At 45.8% G+C, this 25,150-nt stretch carries 21 protein-coding genes; 11 read left to right on the top strand and 10 right to left on the bottom strand.

Annotated features, from left to right (window positions below; all coding sequences use genetic code 11):
- Window positions 1-39: 39 nt before the first annotated feature.
- The gene (locus ACO03U_RS09360; RefSeq protein WP_204686762.1) at window positions 40-672 is read left to right on the top strand and encodes a YesL family protein; all 633 of its coding nucleotides are present in this window, start codon (window positions 40-42) and stop codon (window positions 670-672) included.
- Window positions 673-1,026: 354 nt separating this feature from the next.
- Here ACO03U_RS09360 and ACO03U_RS09355 read toward each other — a convergent pair whose 3' ends face one another.
- The 3 genes from ACO03U_RS09355 to ACO03U_RS09345 all read right to left on the bottom strand — a co-directional run bounded on the left by ACO03U_RS09355 (window position 1,027) and on the right by ACO03U_RS09345 (window position 3,482).
- Window positions 1,027-1,899, bottom strand: coding sequence for an AraC family transcriptional regulator (locus ACO03U_RS09355; RefSeq protein WP_204686763.1), 873 nt, complete (start codon window positions 1,897-1,899; stop codon window positions 1,027-1,029).
- Between the two features lie 249 nt (window positions 1,900-2,148).
- The gene (locus ACO03U_RS09350) at window positions 2,149-2,808 is read right to left on the bottom strand and encodes a DsbA family protein (protein ID WP_161870731.1); all 660 of its coding nucleotides are present in this window, start codon (window positions 2,806-2,808) and stop codon (window positions 2,149-2,151) included.
- Window positions 2,809-2,909: 101 nt separating this feature from the next.
- A complete protein-coding gene (locus ACO03U_RS09345) occupies window positions 2,910-3,482 on the bottom strand; it encodes a CYTH domain-containing protein (RefSeq protein WP_204686764.1) in 573 nt (190 codons plus the stop codon).
- A gap of 440 nt (window positions 3,483-3,922) precedes the next feature.
- Here ACO03U_RS09345 and yjbM point away from each other — a divergent pair, with 440 nt between their 5' ends.
- From yjbM to mgtE, 4 genes are all read left to right on the top strand, one after another.
- The gene (gene yjbM, locus ACO03U_RS09340) at window positions 3,923-4,612 is read left to right on the top strand and encodes a GTP diphosphokinase (RefSeq protein ID WP_161870733.1); all 690 of its coding nucleotides are present in this window, start codon (window positions 3,923-3,925) and stop codon (window positions 4,610-4,612) included.
- Window positions 4,613-4,680: 68 nt separating this feature from the next.
- On the top strand, window positions 4,681-5,493 hold the full coding sequence (locus tag ACO03U_RS09335) for an NAD kinase (RefSeq protein WP_204686791.1): 813 nt from the start codon (window positions 4,681-4,683) through the stop codon (window positions 5,491-5,493).
- Window positions 5,483-6,385 (top strand): RluA family pseudouridine synthase, encoded by a 903-nt coding sequence (locus ACO03U_RS09330; protein ID WP_204686765.1) that lies wholly within the window; start codon window positions 5,483-5,485, stop codon window positions 6,383-6,385. The genes ACO03U_RS09335 and ACO03U_RS09330 overlap by 11 nt, the downstream gene beginning before the upstream one ends.
- A 72-nt stretch (window positions 6,386-6,457) precedes the next feature.
- Window positions 6,458-7,828, top strand: coding sequence for a magnesium transporter (gene mgtE / locus ACO03U_RS09325; protein WP_161870735.1), 1,371 nt, complete (start codon window positions 6,458-6,460; stop codon window positions 7,826-7,828).
- A 679-nt stretch (window positions 7,829-8,507) separates the two neighbouring features.
- Here the strand turns inward: mgtE and arfA are convergent.
- Window positions 8,508-10,007, bottom strand: a complete 1,500-nt coding sequence (gene arfA, locus ACO03U_RS09320) for an arabinosylfuranosidase ArfA (RefSeq protein WP_204686766.1) — start codon at window positions 10,005-10,007, stop codon at window positions 8,508-8,510.
- Between the two features lie 218 nt (window positions 10,008-10,225).
- Between arfA and ACO03U_RS09315 the strand changes: the two genes are divergently transcribed.
- A complete protein-coding gene (locus ACO03U_RS09315; RefSeq protein ID WP_204686767.1) occupies window positions 10,226-10,996 on the top strand; it encodes a helix-turn-helix transcriptional regulator in 771 nt (256 codons plus the stop codon).
- A gap of 95 nt (window positions 10,997-11,091) precedes the next feature.
- On the top strand, window positions 11,092-11,412 hold the full coding sequence (locus tag ACO03U_RS09310; protein WP_204686768.1) for a putative heavy metal-binding protein: 321 nt from the start codon (window positions 11,092-11,094) through the stop codon (window positions 11,410-11,412).
- A gap of 703 nt (window positions 11,413-12,115) precedes the next feature.
- Here the strand turns inward: ACO03U_RS09310 and ACO03U_RS09305 are convergent.
- From ACO03U_RS09305 to serC, 4 genes are all read right to left on the bottom strand, one after another.
- Window positions 12,116-12,823 carry a hypothetical protein gene (locus ACO03U_RS09305; protein WP_204686769.1) on the bottom strand — a complete coding sequence of 236 codons (708 nt, stop codon included), beginning with the start codon at window positions 12,821-12,823 and terminating at the stop codon, window positions 12,116-12,118.
- A 225-nt stretch (window positions 12,824-13,048) separates the two neighbouring features.
- A complete protein-coding gene (locus tag ACO03U_RS09300; RefSeq protein ID WP_204686770.1) occupies window positions 13,049-14,275 on the bottom strand; it encodes a DUF1015 domain-containing protein in 1,227 nt (408 codons plus the stop codon).
- Window positions 14,275-15,456 (bottom strand): phosphoglycerate dehydrogenase, encoded by a 1,182-nt coding sequence (locus tag ACO03U_RS09295; protein WP_204686771.1) that lies wholly within the window; start codon window positions 15,454-15,456, stop codon window positions 14,275-14,277. Before ACO03U_RS09295 ends, ACO03U_RS09300 begins: the two co-directional genes overlap by 1 nt.
- A 1-nt stretch (window position 15,457) precedes the next feature.
- On the bottom strand, window positions 15,458-16,543 hold the full coding sequence (gene serC / locus ACO03U_RS09290) for a 3-phosphoserine/phosphohydroxythreonine transaminase (RefSeq protein ID WP_204686772.1): 1,086 nt from the start codon (window positions 16,541-16,543) through the stop codon (window positions 15,458-15,460).
- Between the two features lie 456 nt (window positions 16,544-16,999).
- On the opposite strand from serC, the gene mnmA reads away from it, so the two are divergent.
- The gene (gene mnmA / locus ACO03U_RS09285; RefSeq protein WP_161870743.1) at window positions 17,000-18,121 is read left to right on the top strand and encodes a tRNA 2-thiouridine(34) synthase MnmA; all 1,122 of its coding nucleotides are present in this window, start codon (window positions 17,000-17,002) and stop codon (window positions 18,119-18,121) included.
- A gap of 681 nt (window positions 18,122-18,802) precedes the next feature.
- Entirely contained in the window at window positions 18,803-19,096 is a 294-nt protein-coding gene (locus ACO03U_RS09280; protein WP_204686773.1) for a hypothetical protein, read from the top strand.
- Window positions 19,097-19,248: 152 nt separating this feature from the next.
- On the opposite strand, the gene ACO03U_RS09275 is transcribed toward ACO03U_RS09280, so the two are convergent.
- Entirely contained in the window at window positions 19,249-20,496 is a 1,248-nt protein-coding gene (locus tag ACO03U_RS09275; protein ID WP_204686774.1) for a multidrug efflux MFS transporter, read from the bottom strand.
- Between the two features lie 384 nt (window positions 20,497-20,880).
- Between ACO03U_RS09275 and ACO03U_RS09270 the strand changes: the two genes are divergently transcribed.
- Window positions 20,881-21,258: a DUF1033 family protein gene (locus ACO03U_RS09270; protein WP_204686775.1), complete on the top strand. Its 378-nt coding sequence runs from the start codon at window positions 20,881-20,883 to the stop codon at window positions 21,256-21,258.
- Window positions 21,259-21,545: 287 nt separating this feature from the next.
- Complete coding sequence (locus ACO03U_RS09265; protein ID WP_204686776.1) at window positions 21,546-23,627, top strand: DNA topoisomerase 3; 2,082 nt, start codon at window positions 21,546-21,548, stop codon at window positions 23,625-23,627.
- Window positions 23,628-24,400: 773 nt separating this feature from the next.
- Here ACO03U_RS09265 and ACO03U_RS09260 read toward each other — a convergent pair.
- On the bottom strand, window positions 24,401-25,126 hold the full coding sequence (locus tag ACO03U_RS09260; protein WP_204686777.1) for an HAD family hydrolase: 726 nt from the start codon (window positions 25,124-25,126) through the stop codon (window positions 24,401-24,403).
- Between the last annotated feature and the right edge of the window lie 24 nt (window positions 25,127-25,150).

Raw genomic sequence — 25,150 nt, 5'->3', positions numbered from 1 at the left:
CCTCATCTAAGGAGCACCAGAAGAGAAAGGTTGATAATTATGAGTAATTTATTTAACGTTGAGCGCCCGTTGATGCAAATATTAGTCAAATTAACTGATTTAGTTTTATTAAATCTATTGTTTTTAGTTACAGCTTTACCCATAGTCACTATCGGGGCAGCTTGGACGAGTTTATTAGCTAGCTGGCAGAAAATTTTGCGAGGACACGACAATCAAGTCGCACTGACTTATCTACAGCTTTTTCGGGAGAATCTGAAACAAGGAACGCTTCTTTGGGGAATCACGGTCTTGTTCGGTGGGATTTTTTTCATGGATTACCTGTTGTTGCAACAAGCCACGGGAGTATTACGAGGTATTGGGTTATTTATTCTCATGCCCTTTGTGTTGCTATTGTTGGCCGGTTCGACAGTCTGGTTTGCTTATATCGGACGCTATCGAGACACTCTCAAGCAAGTCATCAAAAATGCCTTTCTCATCTTAATTAACTGTTTTCCATGGGTGGTGCTAGCTAGCGGGATTAACGGCGGCTTATTATATTTTGCAGTTAGTTCACCTGAGCGGCTCCTGACAACTATCTATAGCTGTACCTTCTTTGGATTTTCGGCTGTGGCCTTGATAAATGCTTTGATCATGAAAAAAGTGTTCGGGAAGATCGAACAGGAGAAAAAGTAGGACAAAGCGCTGGGGATGTTTTGTTAAGGGATTTGAAGGGGACAGATGAGAGTGATAAGGGGCAATTACCAAGTGGCGGTTGTAAATCTTCTCTTGAATGTCTATTTATAGTATACTAAAAATATAAAGAGGAACTGCTGAATACAGTTCCTCTAGTAGCACCGATAAAGACGGTGGCTGAGTTAAATTATTGTTGAGAAATAATCGTCTCCCGGCTAAAGTTGACGGTTATTTCTTTTTGTCATTTCTGCAGAGTGCCAGGATTCCGAAGATTAGTGTGGCAATTAAAGACTGTTATAAAAGGGGCCCATCGACAATTACGTCAATGGGCCTTTTTCATATTGAGGTTGTGACTTATAATGAATCTTTTTTTCGCACCGGCGTCCAGATTTCGCTATAAGCATAGCCAGGTTTGTCCTCGTTCATCTGCGTAAAGGAAAAGCCAGGAACGTCGATGACCTCATAATCTGAGCTCGGTAACCACTGGGCATAGATGTTGGCATGGGTTTCTTGCATCGTCGTAGGAAAGGGGCCTTCGTTGGGAAAGACCGCCCAGGTACTAGCTGGGACTTTGACCTTTTCCAAAAGTTGGCTAGGGCTTCCATCGGTAGTTAAGACGCCAATCAAATGGGTTAGATCGCCTTCTTCTTTGAGAAAGGCAGCATCGGCATTGTAAGACGCATTGACGATTTGCTTGGGTTCGAGATTTTGCAGGGCGTGCATTTCTGCCCGCTGCTCGGGGGTGATGCTTTGGGCCAATTCGACAATGGCCTGATTGACTCCCTCAAATTGCATAGGGACTCGTTTGCTGACGCCTGCTAGGTAAAATTCTGGCTGTTCCACGATTTTGTATTCCATACTTATTCCTCCTGTTACCGTGATTTTAAACGAAAGTTTCGGAAAGAATTTGCTGTGTTGCGTCTTGGCAATTTCTGATGGGAGGAAACCGCTCCATTTTTTAAAAGCACGAGTAAAACCATCTAAGGATTGGTAGCCGTAGCGATAAGCCACCTCTGTCACCGAATGTCCCTTTAGCAATGCACGGTTGGCCTCAGCTAAACGGCGATTCTTGATGTACTCAGGTAAGGTCAGCCCTGCCAGATGGAAAAAGACGGTGCGCAAATGATAATCAGAAGCTCCCGCAAAGTTGGCAATCTCTTCCAGCGTCAGTTCTTCGGTCAGATGTTCCTCGATATAATCCATGACTTGATTCAGTTCTTTTAGCATCTTCAGCCCGCCTTTCGTACCCCAATCTTAGCAATAGGTGGAGGAGGTGACTCGACATCTTGTTAGAAAATAAGTCGAATTCGTCATACGTTAACAATATGAAAGCCGGCCAATCTTGCTTCCAGAGCCTCCCTCGGACATTCTTGACATTACTACCCGAGGCATTCTTCTCCAGCAAGGGCGCCTTTTTTATCTATTAAAAAGGTAAGGACAGCCACCTTCCCCGGCGACTCTCCTTACCTTTTCAAATTAATAAACGAGTTTTAAGTAGTTTGGATAGTGGGCAACTCGTGATTCGTGACGCTTTTTGAGATAGCCATCGATGTGGAAGATTTGGTAGCTTTCTTCATCGGTATGGCACAGCTTTGGCAAATCAGCAATGGCTAGCGGTCCTTCCAGACTGACGCCATAATCCCGTTCGCAAGCGTAATTGTAGACGACGGCGGAAGGGTGCATGGTGATGTTCATCTCCCGGGCGATGTCTTGATCCACTTGGAACATCTCTTTGACAAAGCTCGTGGGCCGATCTTCTTTAAACATCGCCAAATCGCCACCGACTTCGGTGACTAGTTCTTCGACCAATGTTTGGTTGTAAGGCTGTGCTTCACAGCCCACTGCTTGTTGCAAACGCATCATGAAGTTGCGAGCCAACTTTTTCCCCTGAAGTTGGATCGTTTTGATGTCTAACGCCGCCGAATAAGTATCGGCAAATAAGCGATTGCGGGCATCGATATCCGTAAGTGACAGCCCCCGCCGTTTCATGGTGTCATGGATGGTCTGCATGTTGACAAGTGGCATGATGCGAAATTGGATTTTCTTTTGGCTGCTGGTCATGAAATCCAACAAGTTCGTTTCCGTCTCAAGGCACACCGACCCTAGTGGATTGACGAATAAATAGATCTCAATCAAGTTAATCTCCCCCGTTTATGTGATTCCCCAAATCAGTTTGTTTTCTATGAATAATCTAACAGAAAAAATGGCAAAAAGGAAATAAAGAGAACTACCTTTATCTAACCTTTAAAGGCCCGACTAATCTTGTTTTCTGCTGGCCGATAGGTGAGGTGTAACTGTTGCAAAAGCTGTAAAAAAGCTGCTTGGCCGTGGACCGGATCACTGACTTCTAGTTCCAGCTCAAAATCATGGGTGGTGCCGTAGAAATTTTCATCTAAGGCTAACAAGCCTTCTGGGATGGAAAACCCAGCTCGCTTGGTGGTCAAATCGGCTAAAAGCTTTACTTCAGTAGCTGAGAGGCCAGCTTCTTGTAGTTTGTCGGCTACGGCTCCTGTATGTAAGCACGTTCCTTGAGTCCGCAGGGTTTGGGCGGTTTCGAGGGTCAAGGCGTCGGTATATTCCCACAGGCCCCCCTCGGCAGCAGGAACTTTCAAAGTCAGTTCGCCACGGTCAGCGTACAAGCGAATCCGTAAGCCCCAACCAAGGCTTCGTAACTTATAATCTTCGGTATCAAAATAGCAATTGGTCTGGGTTTTAAACGCATCACTGGTGAGTTGGTAGTGTTGGCAAAGCATGGCAAACTCATTTTCAGTCAGCATGGATTTAAATTCGATTTCGCGGGTTTTCGCCACTGGTAGCGCCTCCTTTTTGGAATGCTCAAACCTCTTCATTTTCACATAATGAAAGCCGTTTTGCAAACAAAAGGGGAAAATGATTCGAAATTTTCTATATTTTTTTCAAAATCAATCCGTTGGCTACTTGTCCCTCACGATAAGCCACTTGGGCAGGGCAGTTGAGGCGAGTGGTTTTTCGCGGGAAAAGTTGTCAAGACGCGGCTATCAATAATTACGCAAAACCATTGCTTTTTCCGTCAAGAAAAGATTTATTTTTCAATGAAGGCTGGCCAGCGCTGGAAAAGAAATTTCCATCTTATAGGAGAAAATATGGTAAAATCAAGGTTAGATGCCAAAGGTTCGGCCGCCTTAGATGGGAAAGCAAAGTCGGCTGAAATTGGCAGGAAAACCACGATCCATCCAGCTCGCGGGTTGTGATGGCAGAATCGAGGAAGCTTATGGAACGAAATTGGGAAATTTTTTTAGCGCCATATGAACAGACGGTGGCGGAGTTGAAAGTCAAGCTAAGAGGTATCCGTAAACAATATCGTGAGCAAAACAAACACGTGCCCATCGAATTTGTGACGGGAAGAGTCAAACCGGTGGAAAGCATCATCACCAAAAGCCAGATTCGCCATATTCCAATGGAGCGTTTGGACGAAGAGATGTCTGATATCGCCGGCTTGCGCATCATGTGCCAGTTTGTGGAAGATATCCATCAAGTGGTGCAGATTATCCGCAATCGCAAAGATATGAAAGTCTTGATTGAACGGGACTACATCACCAACAAAAAGGCTAGCGGTTATCGCTCCTATCATTTGGTGATTGAATACCCGGTTCAATTGATCAGTGGGGAAAAGAAGATTTTGGCGGAAATCCAGATTCGGACCTTGGCGATGAATTTCTGGGCCACTATCGAACATTCCCTCAATTATAAATACCAAGGGGCGTTTCCTGAAGAGATGAAAGATCGCCTGCAACGAGCAGCCGAGGCCGCGTACCAATTGGACGAAGAGATGTCTAAAATCAGAGAAGAAATCCAAGAGGCGCAGCGCTTGTTTGCCCATGGCCGGGGCAAATCCGATGACGGTTATTATCTGGCAGCGATGGACAAAGAAGATCAGGATTATCAAGCACCTGAAAAGTAATACCAACCGATTTGCTGCTGAAGAGGTAGCAGGTCAGAAAAGCTGGGGAAAGGACTGTCACTATGGAGTTGAAGGTGGCCATTGTCGCGAATAAACAAGAATTGACGATTCAAGTGGTGTATCGCTTGCGGCGCTTATTGGCCCAAGCAGGCATTCCTGAAGATCCTCTGCAGCCCACGATCGTGATTTCTGTTGGCGGGGACGGCACGCTGTTATCCGCTTTTCACCAATACGAAGCGCAGTTGCATCAAGTGCGTTTTATCGGGGTCCACACCGGCCATCTGGGTTTTTATACTGATTGGCGGGATTATGAGCTAGCGGAAATGGTAGCCAGTTTGCAAAACGAGGAAATCAAAAGCATCAGTTACCCCTTATTGGAAGTCAAAATCGGCTACGCCAATGGCAAGCCTAAGCGGCGGTTATTGGCCTTGAATGAATCGACAATCAAGCGGGGCAACCGAACTATGGTAGCCGATGTCTATATTAAAGATGAACTTTTTGAACGCTTTCGTGGGGATGGGTTGTCGATTTCGACCCCCACAGGCTCGACAGCCTATAATAAAAGTGTCGGTGGGGCGGTATTGCATCCTTCCATCAATGCGATGCAGTTAGCGGAAATCGCCTCCTTAAATAATCGCGTTTTCCGGACTTTGGGCTCGCCCATCGTGATTTCTGACAATGACTGGCTGCAAATCAAACTGCAACATTCCAGTGATTACCAAGTGACGGTGGACCAGCTGGATATCCCTCAAGATCAGATGGATACGATTTGTTACCGTATCGCTCAAGAGCGCATCCGCTTTGTATCCACCCGTCACATGCATTTTTGGCATCGCGTGAAGGATGCCTTTATTGGAGACAGTGAAGCCCATGAGATTTGAATACCATTATCAAAAAGAGGTGCCACAATTGTTGCGGAGCTTTTTGAAAGAACAAGGCATCAGCAAAGGCCTCTTAGCGAAAGTCAAATTTCAAGGAGGCCACATTTTAGTAAATGGTCAGGAAGAAAATGTTCTTTATTCGCTGAAGTGGGGGGACCAGGTGACGTTTATCATTCCTGATGAAGGGGAACATGAGACGATGCTTCCATCAGAGGGGCCGGTGGATATCGTGTTTGAGGATGAGCATGTGTTGGTGGTCAATAAACCAGCGGGCATCGCCTCGATACCGGCCCAGTACCATCCGACAGGGACCTTGGCCAACCGGGTGAAGGCTTATTACTTGCGCCAAGGCTATGCGGACCAAGTGATCCACATCGTCACCCGCTTGGACCGTGACACCAGTGGCTTGATGGTTTTTGCCAAGCACGGCTTTGCCCATGCCAAAATGGATAAGCAGTTACGGGCCCACCAATTTTTGAAAAAATACCAAGCACTCGTGGGTGGGGCGGTTTCGCGGTTACAAGACCACGAAATGATCGACCGGCCGATTTCCCGGCAGCGGACCTCCTTGATGCAACGGATGGTGGATCCTGCGGGGCAGCCGGCTCAGACGGAATATTGGTTGGAACAGCGGGACCTCCAGCAGGCTGAAGCCTTGGTGGATATTCAGTTACACACTGGTCGGACCCATCAAATTCGGGTGCATTTTGCAGATTTGGGTTGTCCACTTTTAGGCGATGATATGTACGGTGGCAGCTTGACGCGGATTTCTCGGCAAGCGTTGCATTGTTACGAGTTGCAATTTGCCCATCCCTTCACCGGTGAGCTCTTGCATTTTATCCAAGAGCCACCAGCGGATATGGCGGAGTTGATTGCTAAAATGCGCAACTAGTGGCACAATGACAGAGTTGACCGGTGGCAACAGCGCCGGTTTTTGAATGAACTGAAGGTGTGGTGAGAAAGATTGGATGAAAATCAAGAAGCATTAGAGGTGCAATTTCAACAATTGCAAGAAGCCTTAGCAAATAGTGAGATGAAACGATTTCGAGAAATCTTTTTGGAGTTGCACATCTATGAGCAGGGGCAGTTTTATCAAGCTATTGAAGAAAATCAGCGCCATATCATGTACGCCTATCTTTCTCCCAAAGAAATGGCGGACATGTTTGATGTGATCGAAGAAGATAACGAGCACATGACGGAATACTTGGCGGAAATGCGTCCGCGGTATGCGGCGGATATGCTGGCTGAGATGTATACCGATAACGCCGTCGATTTGTTGAACACCTTGGATAAAAAACAAATTGCCAAATATTTAAGCATCATGCCTGCCGAATCCGCCAGCGAAATTCGGGAACTTTTGCATTATGAAGATGATACCGCCGGGGCAATCATGACCACCGAGTATGTCTCCATCGTGGCCAATCAAACGGTGCGTTCGGCGATGTACGTCTTGAAAAATGAAGCCTTAGCCGCCGAAACCATCTACTATATTTACGTGGTGGATCAAGAAAACCGCTTAGTAGGCGTGATTTCCTTGCGGGATTTGATCGTCAATGATGATGACGTAATGATTTTAGATATCATGAGCGAACGGGTGATTTCTGTCCATGTGGGGGATGACCAAGAAGACGTCGCCCAGACATTCCGGGATTACGACTTTCTAGCCTTACCAGTTACGGATTACGATGATCACCTATTAGGGATTGTGACTGTCGATGATATCATCGACGTCATCGATGACGAAGCAGCCAGTGACTACTCCGGTTTGGCGGGGGTCAACGTCGAGGAAGTCTCTGAAAATCCGGTAAAATCAGCCGGACGTCGTTTGCCGTGGTTGATTACCTTGTTATTTTTGGGGATGGCGACAGCGAGTTTGATCAGCCATTACGAAGAGTTGGTGAGTGAAGCCTCGATTTTAGCGGTGTTTATTTCGTTGATTACGGGGACCGCCGGCAATGCGGGTACCCAGTCTTTGGCGGTAGCGGTGAGGCGCTTAGCCATGAATGATGATAAGCAGAATTCCTTTTTACGGACGGTCATCAGTGAAGTCCTGACGGGGTTAGTCACGGGGGCCATCACTGGGTTGACGATTTTTGCCATCGTTTCTATCTGGAAGGGAAACCCGATTTTGGGCTTTGTCATCGGGATGGCGATGATGTGTGCCATCACGGTGGCTAATCTGGCAGGGAGTTTAATCCCGATGCTGATGGACCGCTTAGGCTTTGATCCAGCAGTTGCCAGTGGACCCTTTATCACCACCTTGAGTGATTTGACCTCGGTGTTGATTTATTTCAATATCGCCAGTCTCTTCATGTCCCATTTTATTGGTAGTTAAAAAACAAGCTAGCTAATTAGCGTTGATGGCGAATTAGCTAGCCTGTTTTTTAGATAAAGAACTTATAAAAAATTAAGTTCAAAAAAGGCTGATGTATCAGGAATTAAGTGGCGTATCATGCTGTCATTTTGATGCCCGAAAAAGATGAAATTTAGCTCCGTAGGAATTGATATGACGATAGCTAGACCGGCAAATGCCAAATACAAAGCAATTTGTCATTTTCCTTTGAGCTTCAAACTTAGAGTAAGTGTCACAAGTGCCACCAACTCTAAGTAATTCATCTCAATCTTGAAAGCTACTGTCATATCAATCCTACTACGCTAAATTTCATCTTTTTCACGAGATGCTGCCACCTTTTTAAGAAAGAAAATAGCAAGCTTTGGGGAGCAAAGTCAACAATCGATTATAAAACAGGTGGCCTTACTGGAGGAAAATGCCTCGAGTTTTAGAGTTAAGGATGTCAGAGGGCTAAAAGAACTTATCGCATATAGTTGCACCTAAGCAGAAATCGCTAAGGTGAGCTAGCAAATTACTTGTTGTGTTCAATATTTTTGTTGGACTTACAACAAGTTTGCCTTGCGACTTACCCTCTATAATTCAGTAGTCATCCTTAAAGACACTACCATACCCACAATTCCACCGGAAGCGAGGGCAACCTATTTTCTATAGAATTTGAAGATTAGGCTTTTTTCAATTGAATCATGTGGAAACTTTGACTTGGTAACATGCCGCAAAGGTGGCCGTTTTCAAAAGTGAGGTTTTTCCCAGCAACAGGCGCTACCGTATCAGGAGCGGCTTCGGTATTGACAGCTTTCAAGTCATCATGGTGCAACATCACGTGCTGATCCAAACGGTAGCCTTCGTATTGTCGCAAGTCACAGGTCAATTCCAAATCATCTGCCAAGTCTTTGTTGACGGCGAAAATCGTCAATTGGTCAGCGGCCTCATTTTCGATAACCACGGCATCCAAGTAAGAAGAGTTACCATAGCGACTTTCGAAGGTTGGGGCCTTGATCTGTGTATGGAGGACGTGGCCGCGTCCTTGGTTGGAAATCATGGCAAATGGATAGAAGATGGTTTGTTTCCAAACGCCAGTATCCGAGGTCATGATAGGAGCGATAACATTGACTAATTGTGCCAAACAGCCAATCTTGACCCGATCGGCGTGGCGCAACATGGTAATCATCATGCTAGCGACTAATAAGGCATCTTCAAAATTATAGACGTCTTCCAATTGATGCGGGTGTTGCGTCCAAGGTTCGATTTGCTTGTCTTGTTCGTTGGAATGATACCAAACATTCCATTCATCAAAGGAAATATTGATGTTTTTCTTGGCCCGTCGTTTGGCTTTGACGGCGTCACAGATGGCGATGACTTCCCGGATAAACTGATCCATGCCGTCGGAAGAAGCCAGATATTGTTGGCTGTTGTCATCGTGATTGCCGTAGTATTGGTGCATGGAAATGTAGTCCACTTGGTCGTAACATTGGCTCAACACGGTATCTTCCCAAAAGGCGAAAGTCGGCATGTCGAGATTGGAACTACCACAAGCCACCGTTTCAATCGTCGGGTCCACAAGGCGCATGGCTTTGCCGGCTTCTTCGGCGATACGACCGTATTCTAGAGCGGTTTTATGACCTTCTTGCCAAGGCCCGTCCATTTCGTTGCCGAGACACCAAAGTTTGATATCGTGAGGTTTTTCGACACCGTGTTGGCGGCGGAGGTCACTGTAGTAGCTTCCTTTTTCCAAGTTGGTGTATTCGATGATATTTTTGGCAGCTTCCAGGCCCCGGGTCCCCAAGTTGATCGCCATCATCGGCTGGGTATTGACGGTTTTGGTCCATTCCATAAATTCGTTCAAGCCAAATTGGTTGGATTCCACCACGCGCCAGGCCAAATCGATTTTGCTAGGCCGCTCTGCTTTAGGCCCAACACTGTCCTCCCATTTGTAGCCAGAGACAAAGTTACCCCCAGGATAGCGGGTCACTGGAACATTGAGTTCACGAATCAAAGCGGCTACATCTTGCCGTAGCCCGTTTTCGTCGGCTGCTGGATGACCAGGTTGGTAAATCCCTTCGTAGACACAGCGTCCTAAGTGTTCCACAAAAGAGCCGTAGATTCGTTCATCGATATCAGATAAAATAAAGTGTTTGTCAATCATAATTGCTGCTTGCTTCATCGTTGTGACACTCCTTTTTTTGAATTCCCTTACAGTATAGAAAGCTCAGCGGGTATTGGGAAGGAACAAATGTCGCCAAAAGTTGACTTATTCTCCCATTAGAATTAAGGTAAAAGAAATTCGTTAGCTAGCAGACGCTGTTATGAAAAGAAGTCCTGACCAATTTTCCTATCCGGCGAGTCCAGCTGCCAATATCCAGTAAAGAAAGGAAGACCTTGATGCAAGTCACGTTTTGCGGGTATCATACCCATAATGTCAACCATGATGTCATCTCTCGGCCCCAAGGTTTGGCGGAGTATTTATTTTTGTTGGTGTTAGCCCCGATGACATTTACCTTTGCGGATGGTCAAAAAGTCTTGGCCAAGCGGGGCGCGTGCCTGTTATACACACCGGGGACCTTCCAACACTATCAAGCAGAGACGACTTTTTTCAACAGCTTCGTGGAGTTCACCGGATTAACAGCGGCGTCTCTACCAGCTAATTTACCGGTTAATCGCTTGTTTTATCCCACAAATGAAGACCAGCTAAACCGTCTGTTGCAAAAAATTCATCAAGAATTTCTCTTGCATCAGCCGGAAAGCGGGACTTTGATGGATTTGTATTTACAGGAACTGTTGTTGCTGGCGGCTCGCGGGGCGGATCACCATCAGCGGCTTCAAGAAGGGGAAAATTCCTTGTATCATGAGTTGCATTCCTTGCGTTTAGCCATGCTGGCGGATTGTCAGGAGGAGTGGTCGGCAGAGAAGATGTGCGATTTGTTGCAGGTTGGTAAAAGTCAGTTCTACCGTTTATACCAGCAGTACTTCCACACGACTCCTAATGAAGAGCTGATTTGGGCGCGGTTGCAGTTGGCAATTTACCATATGACCAATCGCTCCATGACGATTCAAGAAGCCGCCTATCAAGCCGGCTTTGCTAACATCAATCATTTTCACCGGCTGTTTAAAAAGCGTTATGGTTGCACGCCTAGCCAGTATCGTAGTCGTTAATCTTTGTGGCGAATACCTATGAAGGGACGTTTTGAGATACCGTTTTCGCTGGTTATGATATACTAAATTTATCTGATAGATAGGGGGATGTACCAATGATTATTACGACAACGACAAGTGTTGAAAATCGCCAAATCGGCTCTTATGAGGGGATTGTCTTTGGTGAGGTCATTACCGGGATTAATATGTTGAAGGATTTAGGAGCGGGCTTACGTAACGTCTTTGGTGGCCGCTCGAAAGGCTACGAAGAAGAATTATTGCGGGCACGGGAAGAATCTTTGCAAGAAATGAGTCAACGGGCACAAGCCATGGGCGCTGATGCGGTGGTTGGTGTCAAGATGGATTATGAAGTGCTAGGCTCTGACAATGGCATGCTGATGGTTACTTGTAGCGGTACTGCTGTAAAATTAAGCTAAGCGTTAGTTAGTGAATAAAAAAGCTCGTCCCGGTTAAATAATCGGAGACGAGCTTTTTGATAGACTTGATATTATAAAATTTTAATCTATGTGAAATCCTATTTTACTAAGGTTTATAGAGAATTTCATACTGTGTTTTTGATGGCACAAAAATGGTGAAATTTAGCTCTGTAGAAATTGAAATAGCTGTAGCTGGACCGGAAAATGCCAAACGTAAACCGGGTTTGTCATTTCCCTTGGAGCTTCAAACTTAGAGTAAGTGTCACAAGTGCCACCAACTCTAAGTACTTTTGCTAGTCTTTCTTAGCGGTCTCTGCTTAGAAATGACTGTATGCGCAATGATTTTATAGCCATCTCACATCCTGTGGGCTACTGCTATTCCAATTCTACTCCGCTAAATTTCACCATTTTTACGATAGATAGCAGGTTTAGAAATCATAGAATTACTTAAAACGAATTAAATATAAGAAGTTTATCAACAAAATCGGTTGGTCATGTTGTAGGTGAATTCCTTGGGTAGTAGTGTCAAGAATGTCCGAGGGCTAAAGGAACCTATCCCATACAGTTCACCTAAGCAAAAATCGCTAAGATGAGCTAGCAAAATGACAACTGTCCTTTGGTTGGTATTTACCGGTTCCATTAAACCCCCGAGAGATTTATCGGAAACAAAGCCAACCAGCTTTCTTACGTTATGGGAAATTTTTTAGCTATTCAGGAATTTATCTTTATATTCGTCGTATTCTTCTTGCGTAATCAGGCCGTCTTCTAACGCTTGGCGACGTTCTTTTAATTTTTGATAATTGGTTTCAGTCGTCAGGGGGGCTTGGGGGCCAGCAGGATTGCCAGCGCCAGCCAACTTGTGGCGACCAGCTGTGGTGATCCCGTCCATCACGCCGTCTTGCATGTCACTTTTGCTGTCTTCCAAAAGTTTAGCGATATCAAAGACCACGCGTTTCGTCCAAAAAATACTGAAGACTTCCCGGAAACTCTCAATCCGCAACGAGCCCCAGATGATGCGGGTATTGGGATTGATGGTGTTGATATTGCTCAAAGGGATACTCTTGTAATCATTATTGAAAGGCACCCAGCGGGCAAAGATCAAGCGGCCTGAGTTGGTGATGGCATAGGCGCTGAAGCCTTTACAGCTAAAGTAACGAACTTTGCCTGTTTGGCGATCGTGGACCCGTTCGTGGAAATCTTCACTGGACTCTCCAGTCTCGGGACTAAAGTTTTCTTTGTCTTCGGGATGGTGACGGCCGATAAAGGAGGCCAAAACTTCCTCATCTTTGCCCAATGCATCTTCAATTAGTTTAAAGTGTTTTCGTTGCAGCCAGCCACCAATCAACGGGGTCATATTGAATCCCAGTTTGTGTTTGCGGGCATACACGTACATTTCATCTGCTTTTTTCATAACAACCAAAACTCCTGTCTTTTAACGGCCAAAATAAGCTATCTGGCCAAAATCACTGCACCACTAGCAACCAAAACTAGTGTACTTTGAGCTAAGTATAGCATAAGAGGCCGCCTTTCTGCCAAAGACAACTCATCGGGGAGGCTGACAACAGAGGAGACTGTCATAGTCGCGAAAAAGCCCCGCTGACGATGGTGTCAGCGGGGAAACTAATGTTATCAGAAGTTAGCGGGTCTCCAAATCGTGTAAAAACAGGCCACTTAATAGTTTGGGTTCAAACCAAGTGGATTTTGGTGGCATGATCTCACCGGCATCGGCTACGTTTAAGAGATCGGACATTTGCGTCGGATACATGGCAAAGGCGAGATTCCAATCGTCCCTCGCCGTCAAACGTTCGAGTTCTTCGGGTCCCCGGATACCGCCGACAAAATCGATGCGTTTGTCGGTGCGAATATCCATGATGCCGAAGATTTTTTCGAAGACTTGTGTTTGCAAGACGGAGACATCCAATCGCCCCACCACATCCGCTGGTAAGACCGAATCTTTAATCGTTAAAGTATACCAAGTACCAGCTAACAGCATTTGGATTTGGCCTTGAGCAGCGGCTTTCTTTTCACCAGTAGCGACGACTGTGAAGGCTTCTTGCAACTGCTCCAAAAAATCAGCTGGAAGCGGCACATTTAAGACGCGATTATATTCCCAAATGGCCAGTTGGTTATCCGGGAAGAGGATCGACAGAAAATACTCGCTTTCGGTGCTGGCTTGACCTTCTTGACGTTTTTGCAAGCCGACTTTCACAGCGGATTCCGTACGGTGATGGCCGTCAGCGATATACAATGCCGGCACTTTTGCAAAGGCTTCTGTGAGTTGGGTCACCACTTTGGGATCGTCGATGACCCAAACACGGTGCTGCACGTCATGGTAGCTCTCGAAATCATAGACCGGCTCATGTTGTTCTTGCCAAGCGGTCATCACTTGTTGCAGCGCCGCGTTTTCCCGATAGCTGAGGAAAATCGGGCTGGTATTGGCATCACAAGCCAAAATATGATTGATGCGATCGACTTCTTTTTCAGGACGGGTAAACTCATGCTTTTTGATTTTGCCGTTGACGTAATCCTCGATAGCAGTTGTAGCCACCAAGCCGGTTTGACTGCGCCCCATCATGGTGAGCTCGTACAAATACAGCAGCGGGGTTGTTTCTTTTTGCAACCAACCCTTAGCCAAAAACTCCGCTAGATTACTAGCTGCTTTTTGATAAACCAGTGGATCATAGGGAGACAAATCTGCCGGTAAATCGATTTCCGCCTTATCAATATGAAAGAAACTATAAGGATTATCTTTCGCTAGTTCCCGTGCTTCAGCCGAATTTAGCACATCATAAGGCAAACAAGCGACTTTTTCCGCCAGCTTGTCAGCGGGGCGGAGGGCTTCAAATGCTCGGACGACTACCATTAGCAGACACCCTGATTTTGAATCACCCGGACGCGAACGATTTCCGGATTGGCTGCCAGTTTATCGGCGACAGCTGCGACTTTGGCCGGATCATCCTCTGTGATATCCACTAAAGTATAGGCAAAATCATCCCGCCCACGGTTGATCATGTTGTCGATGTTGATGCCTTCTTCGGCGACGGCAGTGGAAATTTGCCCTAACATATTCGGGACGTTTTTGTTGATGATGGTCAGACGGTAGGGACTGTTGAAGGCCATTTCCACCGTCGGAAAGTTTACCGAGCGCTTGATGACGCCGGTTTCCAAAAAACGTTTTAAGGTGCGAGCGGCCATCTTGGCACAGTTGATTTCCGCTTCATCCGTCGAGGCGCCCAAGTGAGGCAAGACTAGAACTTTTTCGTGATGCAAGAGTTTTTCGTCGGCAAAGTCAGTGGTATAACCTGCTAAATCACCGGCATCGATGGCTTTCAGTACAGCAGCGTCATCGACAATGCCCCCTCTGGCGAAGTTGAAGAGTTTGGCGGTGGGTTTCATTTTTGCAATTTCGGCAGCGCCAATCATGCCTTGGGTTTTCTCGGATAATGGAACATGAATGGTAATGAAATCGCAGCTAGTTAAAAGTTCGTTGAGATCTTGCGCTCGTTGCACCCGTCGCGAAATGCTCCAAGCTGTATCCACCGAGACGAAAGGATCAAAGCCCATGACTTCCATACCCAGGCGGTAGGCGTCGTTAGCTACCATGGCGCCTATCGCACCAAGACCGATGACACCAAGTTTTTTGCCTTCCAACTCGTGGCCGGCAAATTGCGCTTTGTTGGCTTCCGCTTGCGTTTCCACGTCTTCTCCTGTCAAAGTTTGGACCCAAGCAGCTCCTTGTAAAATCGGGCGCACTGAAAGCAGTAAGCTAGCAATTACCAATTCTTTGACGGCGTTGGCATTGGCGCCGGGAGTATTGAAGACGACGATACCATTTTCGGTACATTGTTTGACAGGGACGTTGTTGGTCCCAGCACCAGCCCGGGCGACGGCCAAGACCGAAGCGGGAAAGGCGTAGTCGTGGAGTTTTTGACTGCGTAAAATAATGCCGTCTGGCGCATCTCCTTCGTTGATGGCATAGTTTTCTTTGTCGAAGCGCGCCATCCCTTCTGGTGCGATAGCGTTAAAGGTTTGAATATGGAACATCTCAGGCACCCCCGTTTTCTTTTTCGAATTTTTCCATGAAGGCAATCAGATCTACCACGCCTTGTTTAGGAAAGGCGTTGTAAAGACTTGCCCGCATCCCTCCCACTAAACGGTGACCTTTGAGGTTTTCAAAACCGGCTGTTAAAGCTTCGGCATTGAATTTCTTGTCTAAGTCAGCGTCGCCAGTGACAAAAGGAATGTTGGTAAGGGAGCGACTATCGGCTCTTACCGGGCTAGTGAAGAGGCTAGATTTTGCTAAGGCATCGTATAGTAAAGTGGCTTTTTCTTGATCTTTTTTCAAGATTGCCGCCACACCACCTTGCTCTTTTAACCATTCAAAGACCAATTTGGCGATATAAATGGCAAAGGTTGGTGGCGTGTTATACAGGCTGTTGTTGTCCGCTTGAATTTGGTAATCCAGCATTGGTTCAGCCACCGGGCACAGACCGATTAAGTCCTCGCGAATAATCACGACAGTTAAGCCAGCGGGGCCGATATTTTTTTGCGCACCAGCATAGATGATGCCGAAATCTGCTACTTGATAATCATTGGCTAAGATATTAGAAGACATATCCGCTACGATCGGCACGTTGCCAGCTTTGGGAATTTCTTGATACGCGGTACCGACGATGGTGTTGTTGGTAGTGATGTGTAGATAAGCCGCGTCTTGGTCGATCATGTCTTCCGTGATTTCCGGAATATAAGTGAAGTTGGCGTCTTCGGAAGAGGCGATGACTTCTACGTCGATACTCTTGAAGGCTTTGGCTGCACTGATGGCTTTTTTAGACCAAATGCCAGTATTGACATAAAGTGCTTTTTTCCCTTGAGCCAAGTTTAAAGGTACCATGGAAAACTGCAAACTGGCGCCCCCTTGTAAAAAGAGCACTTTGTAGTTGTCAGGAATCCCCATCAATTCTCGCAAAAGGGCTTCAGCATCTTTAATGATGGCATCGAATAAGGAGGAACGGTGACTCAACTCCATCACGGACATGCCGCTACCTTGGTAGTCTAAAAATTCAGCTTGGGCCTTTTCCAATACTGGTTTTGGTAACACAGCAGGTCCGGCAGAAAAATTGTAAATCGTCATTGCATTCTCTCCTTTAGATAGTTTGGGCAGAGGTTAATTTTCGTGTTTTAGGCAAAAATAGCCTCGCCAATGGTCAAATTTCTCAAAAAAGCTTTGAGTTACCGAATAGTGTAACAGATGTTGTTGCAAGTCGAAAGAATATTTTGAAAATTTATATATTTTTTCACTGAATGTTCGGTAAACTTTTGTAATCTTATCATTCTGTTGTTTATATATTCAAAATAGCAACTTATCCCTGTATCTTCAACCATTGTGTTTCGCGTATTTATGATTGGAGCTGGGACTTTTTTTGCCAATTTTGAGGAGTGGAAAGAAAATTTTCAGGAAAATGCAAAGATTCTCTTATTTTCGGTAAGGATTTGGGCCATTTGCCAGTCTTCTGTTGTATAATGACAGATACTGAACGCGACCTTCAAATCGTACTTTCAGAATCTAGAATGAAATGATGGTGAAAACATGACGGACAACAGCAAAACTCGCGTTGTCGTTGGCATGAGCGGCGGGGTGGACTCGTCGGTAACAGCGCTAATCCTGAAGGAACAAGGCTATGATGTTATCGGGATTTTTATGAAAAACTGGGACGACACGGATGAAAACGGAGTGTGTACGGCGACGGAAGACTACAAAGATGTCGCAAAAGTGGCTTCGCAAATCGGGATTCCTTATTACTCGGTGAACTTCGAAAAAGAATACTGGGATCGGGTATTTGAGTATTTCTTGGCAGAGTACCGGGCAGGTCGGACACCAAACCCAGATGTGATGTGTAACAAAGAAATTAAGTTTAAAGCCTTTTTGGACTATGCCATGGACCTAGGAGCAGATTATGTGGCCACTGGGCATTACGCCCAAGTGACGCGAGATGCAGATGGCACGGTTCATATGTTGCGGGGTGTCGACAATAACAAAGACCAAACCTACTTTTTGAGTCAGCTTTCTCAAGCGCAACTGCAAAAGACGATGTTTCCTTTAGGGGGCATGGAAAAACCGCAAGTGCGGGAAATTGCTGAAAAAGCTGGTTTAGCGACAGCCAAGAAAAAAGATTCCACCGGGATTTGCTTCATCGGTGAAAAGAATTTCAAAGAGTTTTTGGGCCATTACTTGCCGGCCAAAAAAGGTCAGATGGTGACGTTAGATGGTGAAGTCAAAGGGGAACACAGCGGCTTGATGTATTACACTATCGGTCAACGTCAAGGCCTCGGTATCGGTGGTGGCGGTGAGTCACAAGAACCATGGTTTGTCGTAGGAAAAGACCTCAGTACCAATACCTTATATGTCGGCCAAGGGTTCCATCATCCGGCTTTGTATGCGGATCGTTTGGAGGCCAGTGAGATTCATTTCACTACAGAAGGGGCTCATCCGCAAGAATTCACTTGTACGGCGAAGTTCCGTTACCGCCAACAGGATGTGCCGGTGACGGTGCGCCTTTTGCCGGATAACCGAGCAGAAGTCATCTTCCAAGAACCAGTGCGGGCCATCACACCAGGACAAGCCGTGGTTTTCTACGACGGTATGGAATGTCTCGGCGGCGGCCTAATCGATTGTGCCTACCAGGACAATAAAGTTTTACAATACGTTTAATCGCAAAATGGATCAAAAGCCTATCAAGGTTTTTGGTCCTTTTTTTAGATAAAGAAATTATAAAAATTAAGCTCCAAAAAGGCTGATGGTTCAGGAATTAAGTGGCGTATCATGCCGCAATTTTGATGTCATGAAAAAGAGTACGTAGGAAAGATAGTCTATCAATTATCGACAAAACGGGGGTGGTCTTGCCGGAAAATCCCTTGAAGTGTCGTATGAAGGTTCTCTGTCGAGTAAAGAAACTAGCAAAATGACAACTGTTTTTAGTTGGTATTTATCGATTCTGTGACAATCCAAATGATTCTTCGGGAGTAAGTCTGCCTTGTTCGTTTAGGCTTCGAGATAACGTGTAATTGTGTATAAGAGGAAAGAAAGTGGGCGAGTTTGCTGGTAAGCATTCGTATTTTGGAGAAAGTTGAGGGGGAATTCTCATAAAACTTGTCTTGTTAAATATGCTAGAAATCGTGGTAAGTTCCTACACCATCAAAAAAGTAGAAAAAAATTTCAGATATTTAAATGAGAAATCAAGCGATTATAATTAAAATGTGGTAAAATTATACCTGTAAGATTGATGAGAGAATAGCGACGGGGATCGCTAGCATTTGCATAGGGGATGGCAAAAACTAGCGAGAAATTCGCATTTTGTTTTGGCTTAGAGGTTTGTTTGAGGGAGGGAGCAGCATGAAATTAAAGCAGTTATTCACAAAAGAACAACTTTGGCTGTTGGATGAAGAATTATTTCATGATGTCTATTACACGATTATCAATGGTGACTGGCCGTTTCATACTGCCGCGCAGGCAAAGCAGTTTCAGCGATTGTCGTCGATGGATCGGTGCCGGTATGCTTTGACGACCACCGAGGATTATTTGCAGGATTTGCCAGATTGGGAGTTGGCGACTTATTTTTCCCGTTATGGGAGTCGTCATTTTGATTTGGTGCGGGGGAGTGTTTCGAAAAACCGTGTCAAAGGGTAAAGCAGCGTAGCGTAAATGAAACAGCCCGCAACAAGAGGTAGTACTCTTGTTGCGGGCTGTTTTCGCCTTTGCAATCTTCTAATCAACCACTTAAGCTATGGGTGACTATTGATACACGGGAGCATTTTCTGCTTCTCTGAGAGGGGAAGTATTTATTTTTTGTGATCATGCTGGATTTCTGCCGTATTTTTACGTACCAGTAAATAGTTCAATAAGACTAAAAAGGAAGTGGAGATGAAGACGCCGCGGTAACCGAAAAAGCTGGAGACCGAGGAGCCAATCATGGGACCAAAGACATTACCGGTAGCTTGGAAGGATTGGTTGTAGCTAAAAATCCGACCGGCCGCATGGTGAGGTGAATATTTGGTAATCAAGGCATTGACGGCTGGCAGCAGACACGCATCGGAAACGCCTATCAAAAAGCGCAGGATTCCTAATTGCCAGACGTTACTGACAAAGGCCATGGGAAAGTACACGATGATGGCTAAAATCAAACCCGCCGCCAGCACCCGTTCACTACCGATACGATCCCCCAGTCGGCCCATCCGTGGTGCGGCGAGTAAGGTGGCGACTCCGGGGATTGAAGCGATGATGCCGCTGACCAAGGTAACATTGCCGCTGCCACCTAATAACTGCCGGATATACAGACTGATGATAGGACTGATGGAGTTATTGGAAGCTTGAATAATCATGGTGGTGACAAACATGCCGATGACGACATGAGGATATTTCAACTCTTTCAAAATGGCTGAAGCCGGCTGCAAGGCTTCTTTTTCGACTGGTGTGAATTCTTCATGAACGAAAAAGAGGCTGAGTAAAAAGACGACGAACAAGACGGAGGCCGTGATGAAAAAAGTGGTGCGGTACCCAAAGGCCGTGGCCGTCACTCCACCTAATAACGGACCTAACAGCTGGCCGGTGACTGCTCCAGTGGATAAGGTACCTAACACTTGTCCGCTGCGGGCTTTGGGGGTACCGGTAGCGACAAGGGCGGTGGCGTTAGAAATATAACCAGAAAAGACTCCTTGCAACAAACGCAGTCCGACCAATTGGTAAACATTGGTGACCAAGCCCATCATGCCGATGACCACAGCCATCCCCAGACTGGCCCGTAAGAGCATCAATTTCCGCCCCTTTTGATCGGCAAGTCGGCCCCACCATGGAGAAATCAGAGTGGTTACGAGAAAGGTTGCGGAAAAAGCTAAGCCACTCCATAAGTTCAATGCTTGGGGAGTGAAATCCCCGAGAGTATCTATGTACAAGGACATGAAGGGCATCACCAGGCTAAAGCCAATACCCGCCATAAAAGTTCCGAACCACAAGACAATCAGGTTTTGCTCCCACCTTTGCCTTGGACGGGTAATGCGCTCTTTTAAACGCTGAAAAAATAGTGCTATCACAAATGAAGGCTCCTTTTTATTGAGTTGATTTTTGTTACAGACGAAGCCAATAGAAGCAACAAGATGTCGCTGTGACTGCGTCCGCTCTCTATGATAGTACAGGGATAGCGGTGGGGCAAGGGCTCTTTTTTGGCTTTGGCGATTCTTTAGTTTTTGGTAAGAGAGTTTATGAATAGGAGATGTTTTCTTAATTCTTCCTTGCTTTTCAAACAGAATTCTTGCCACTGTCAAAAAAGGTGGTTACTATGAGGGTGTTCAGGTAAAATAAGAGGGACGTGCAGCTCGTTTGATAACGTGTGTCGTTTTATCTGAGGGGAATTTTGGCATGCGACAGGCAAGCGTCAGGAAAAAATGAACGATTAAGCAGAGAAGGAAGAATTCATTATGTATCAAGTGGTCGAGATGTATGGGGACAATGAACCTTGGTGGTTTTTTGAAGATTGGCGTCAAGATATTCGCAAAGAAACAGTGTTTGCCACAATCGAGGAAGCAAAACAGTTTTATACGCAGGAGTGGGTGCGTTTGAGTAAAAACTACCCGCAACATTCCGGTAAAAAGAATTTCTTAAGCGCTTTTTGGAGTGATAGTGATGAACGCTGGTGTGAAGAATGCGATGATTACTTACAACAATATACGGGGCTCGCTTTGTTAAAGGACTATCAAGCTGTGAGCGAAACCAGTGATGGCCAGCTTTATGAAGACATGCACCCCACCAAAAAAATTCGCTGTTGCCAATTATTTAGCCAGCATCATGCAGTTTAATCCGACAACTTGCCTAGGGAGTAACTCCTTGGGCTTTTTTTTGAAGGGAAAGCTCTCAGCTGCAATCGGCGAGGGAGCAATAACGCAGGAGCCTAGCCAGTCATCTTTTGCCGGTTGCGCTAACGGTGCCGTTTCACGTCTAAGGTTTAACGAAAGCCGAAGATTTCCTGAGATGTCTCGGCAAAGGTGGCGCGTCGCAGCAATCTTTTGTAAAATGACAGGCAGAGAGCTTTGCCATAAGCTGATAGCCGGTGGGAAAGTGCAAGAAAAAGGAGTTATTACCAACGATGGGAAAAAAACTAATTGTGACAGAAAAACCCAGTGTTGCCAAAGATTATGCCAAAATCTTGGGAGCGAAGGCACAGGGTCGAGATTATTTTGAAAATGAACGATACATCATCACTTGGGCGTATGGTCATCTACTGACTTTGAAGCTGCCAGAAGATATCAAGCCAGAATGGAAGACGTGGCAGCTGGAGACTTTACCGATGATTCCCAAGCAAATCGGCTTGAAACCTTTGCCAAAAACCTCACGACAACTAAAGCTTATCGGCAATCTAGCGAAACGCCAAGATGTGACGGGGGGCATCGTGGCGACAGATGCTGGTCGTGAAGGGGAAGCGGTGGGACGCTATATTTTTGAATGGATCAAGTTGAACAAACCGTTGGAACGCCTCTGGATATCCTCCCAGACGGAAAAAGCCGTAAAGACCGGCTTTGCCCAGCTAAAACCAGCAAAACAATACGAAAATCTCTATCAATCAGCAGTGGCACGAGGGAAGGCGGATTGGTTGGTGGGTCTGAACGTCACCCGCGCCCTGACGGTGAAATATGCCGACAATCTCAGTGCTGGTCGGGTCCAGACACCGACCTTAAACCTGGTGCATCAAGCCCAGGAAAAAGCTGAGAAATTTGTTCCCACCACTTATTACACCATTGACTTGCTTTTTGGCAACGAAACTGGGCGGCTCCAACTGAAAAATCCCCAACAGTATACTGACCGCAATCAGGCAGAAGCCTTCGTGAATCAGTTGGTGGGGCAAAATGGAAAAGTAGTGACTGTCAATACCAAAGAAAAGCAACAGCTGGCACCCTTACCTTATGATTTGACGGAGCTCCAACAGGTGGCCAATAGCCGGTACCAATATTCGGCGAAAAAGACCTTATCCTTGGTACAAAGCTTGTATGAAACGCATAAAATCGTCAGCTATCCTCGAACCGATTCCAAATATTTGCCGCAAGATTTAGCCGGTACGATGAAGGAGCGGTTGCAGGCGTTGGTGGGCTATGATGAGCGGGCCAAGCGCTATCTGGCGCAAGGGGCCAAAGTCAAGCAGACGGCGGTTTTCAATGATCGCAAAGTCACCGATCACTACGCGTTGATTCCGACTGAGGAGCGGCCACGCTTTGAAAAACTGAGTACAGATGAAAGTCGCATCTATCATTTGATTTTGGAGCGCTTCTTTGGGTTGTTTGCTGACCCTCATATCACAGCCACTACCAAAGCGACTGTCGCAATCGCTGGTCATTCATTTGTCTTCAAGCAGGAAAAAGTCCTGCAAGCAGGCTGGCAAACGGGGACGGCTGCCAACAAAGCCCAAGTTTCTTGGCAAGAAGGGCAGAGTCTAAAAGGGAACTTCAAAATCAACAAAGAATTAACCACGCCACCAAAACTCCTCAGCGAAGGCACTTTATTGGCGCAGATGGAAAAAAATAATCTCGGTACGCCAGCTACCCGCGCCGAAATTATCGAGAAGTTATTGAAATCAGAACTGATGGAGCGCCGGGGCAATGTGCTAGCGGTGACCCCAAAAGGTCGCCAACTGTTGAGCCTGGTGAATCCGTCTTTGCGTTCGCCAGAGTTAACCGCCAAATGGGAACGCAGCTTGGAAGCCATCGCCCAAGGTCAAGAAAATCCCCAGCAATTTTTGCGAGGAATCGAAGCCGATACTAAAAAATTGGTGGCTGAAATCAAAGAATCGCAGCAAAGTTACAAGGATTTCTCCTTGACCACCAAAATCTGTCCTGAATGTGGGGAACCACTGCGGGAACGCAACACGCGAGATGGCAAGATTTACCTTTGTAGCAACCCTGAATGTAACTATCGTCGGCGAAAAGAGCCGAAAGTGTCTAACCATCGTTGTCCCCAATGCCATAAAAAAATGGAAATCATTGATGGCAAAAACGGGGCATTCTTCAAATGCAAGTTCTGCGGGATTACGGAGAAAATCCCTGATAAACAGGAACGGAAAAAGAAAATGACGAAAAATGAAGAACGCCGCTTACTGGAACAATATGCCAAAGCGGAAGAACCAGGAGAAAGTCCATTAGCCCAAGCATTGAAAGCTGCGATGGCGAAAAAAGACTGAGAGCTTTTGCAAGTTGCAAGGCCTGTAAATGTAAAAAAAAGACCACGTCTGTTTGGGAACAGGTGTGGTCTTTTGCTTGTAGGTAAAGAACTTATAAAAAATTATGCTCCAAAAAGCTTGATGTATCAGTAATTAAGTGGCCTATCATGCCGTCATTGTGATGTCCGAAAAAGGTGAAATTTAGCGACCTAGGAATTGGGTTGACGGTAGCTAGACCGGCAAAAGCCAAACGAAAAATCTGTTTGTCTTTGCTAGTTCATCTTAACGGTGTCTGTTTAGATGAACTGTATGCGCAGACGCACCTTTAGCTTTGCCTTGCGCATTCAAACTTAGAGTAAGTGGTGTCAGCATCACAACTCTAAGTAATTCATTACGCATCTTTAGAGCTACTGTCAACCCAATTCTACTATGCTAAATTTCACCTTTTTCACGGTACATAGGCTACCCTACAAGAAAATAATTGCTCGATTTACAAAGCAAAGGTAATAAATTGCTTATCGATAAAACAGGGCGGACTTGCTGGAGGAGAATGCCTCGGGTTGTAGTGTTAAGGATGTCCGAGGAATTACTTGTTGTTGTCCAACGATTTTGTTGGAGTTACAACATGTTTGACTTCGGCAAGGAGCTATCAGAAACATATCGCATACAGTTCATCTAAGCAGAGTTCGCTAAGATGAACTAGCAAAATGACAACTGTTTATTGTTGGCATTTACCGGTCCCACTACCACCCGAGGGATTCTCCGGAAGCAAGGCTGCCCTGTTTTTTTAGTGTTTATAAAGTAACTGGCGCAAAAATGCCGCAAATCGCTGGGTAGAGTTGTTGAAAATCAGTCAGCTCGACATCGTAAATGGCATCTTCGCCACAAGGGATGTCCCGCAGGCGGTGGTTGAACCATAACGCTTGCCAATTGCCACTTTTGGCGCCGACGATATCATTTTCAAAACTATCCCCCACATACAAGGTGGTATCTGCATCAAAGCCAAAACGTTCTTCTGCTAGTTGGAAGATTTCCCGTTCTGGTTTTTGGAAACCAGTAGCTTGGGAGATGATGACATTTTCCGGCTGAATCCAATGAAGGAGATCTAGCTGGATAATTTTTTTGTATTGATGATCGGTGGGGCCATTCGTGATGATCCCCATGGGTATGTCGTTTTCTTTGAGAAAGTCCAAGGTTTTCCGGACTTCATCGTGCAAGGTGATATGATCCAATTCATCTTCATAAATTGCTTGAAAATGTAACGCTAGCTGGTCGCTGATGGCCTCATAGCCTAAATCCACTAAAGATTGTTGAATGCGGTAGTTTCGCATCGTCACTAACTCCCATTCGCCAGTCAAGACTTTCGGGAACAGTTCATCAGACCAGTGACGGAACCGAATGTACAAGTCGTACATGTCTCCTTCGCAAAAATCAGGGACAATTTGGTAAACAGCATTTTTAAAAGGTTGTTGCTGATCGTAGAGAGTATCATCGACATCAAAAACGATTGCTTGAATCAAAATTCGACACGCCTTTCAGTTTCT

The sequence above is a fragment of the Enterococcus diestrammenae genome (assembly GCF_049384045.1).
GTDB lineage: Bacteria > Bacillota > Bacilli > Lactobacillales > Enterococcaceae > Enterococcus_C > Enterococcus_C diestrammenae.
This window is presented reverse-complemented; position numbering and strand designations above follow the sequence as displayed.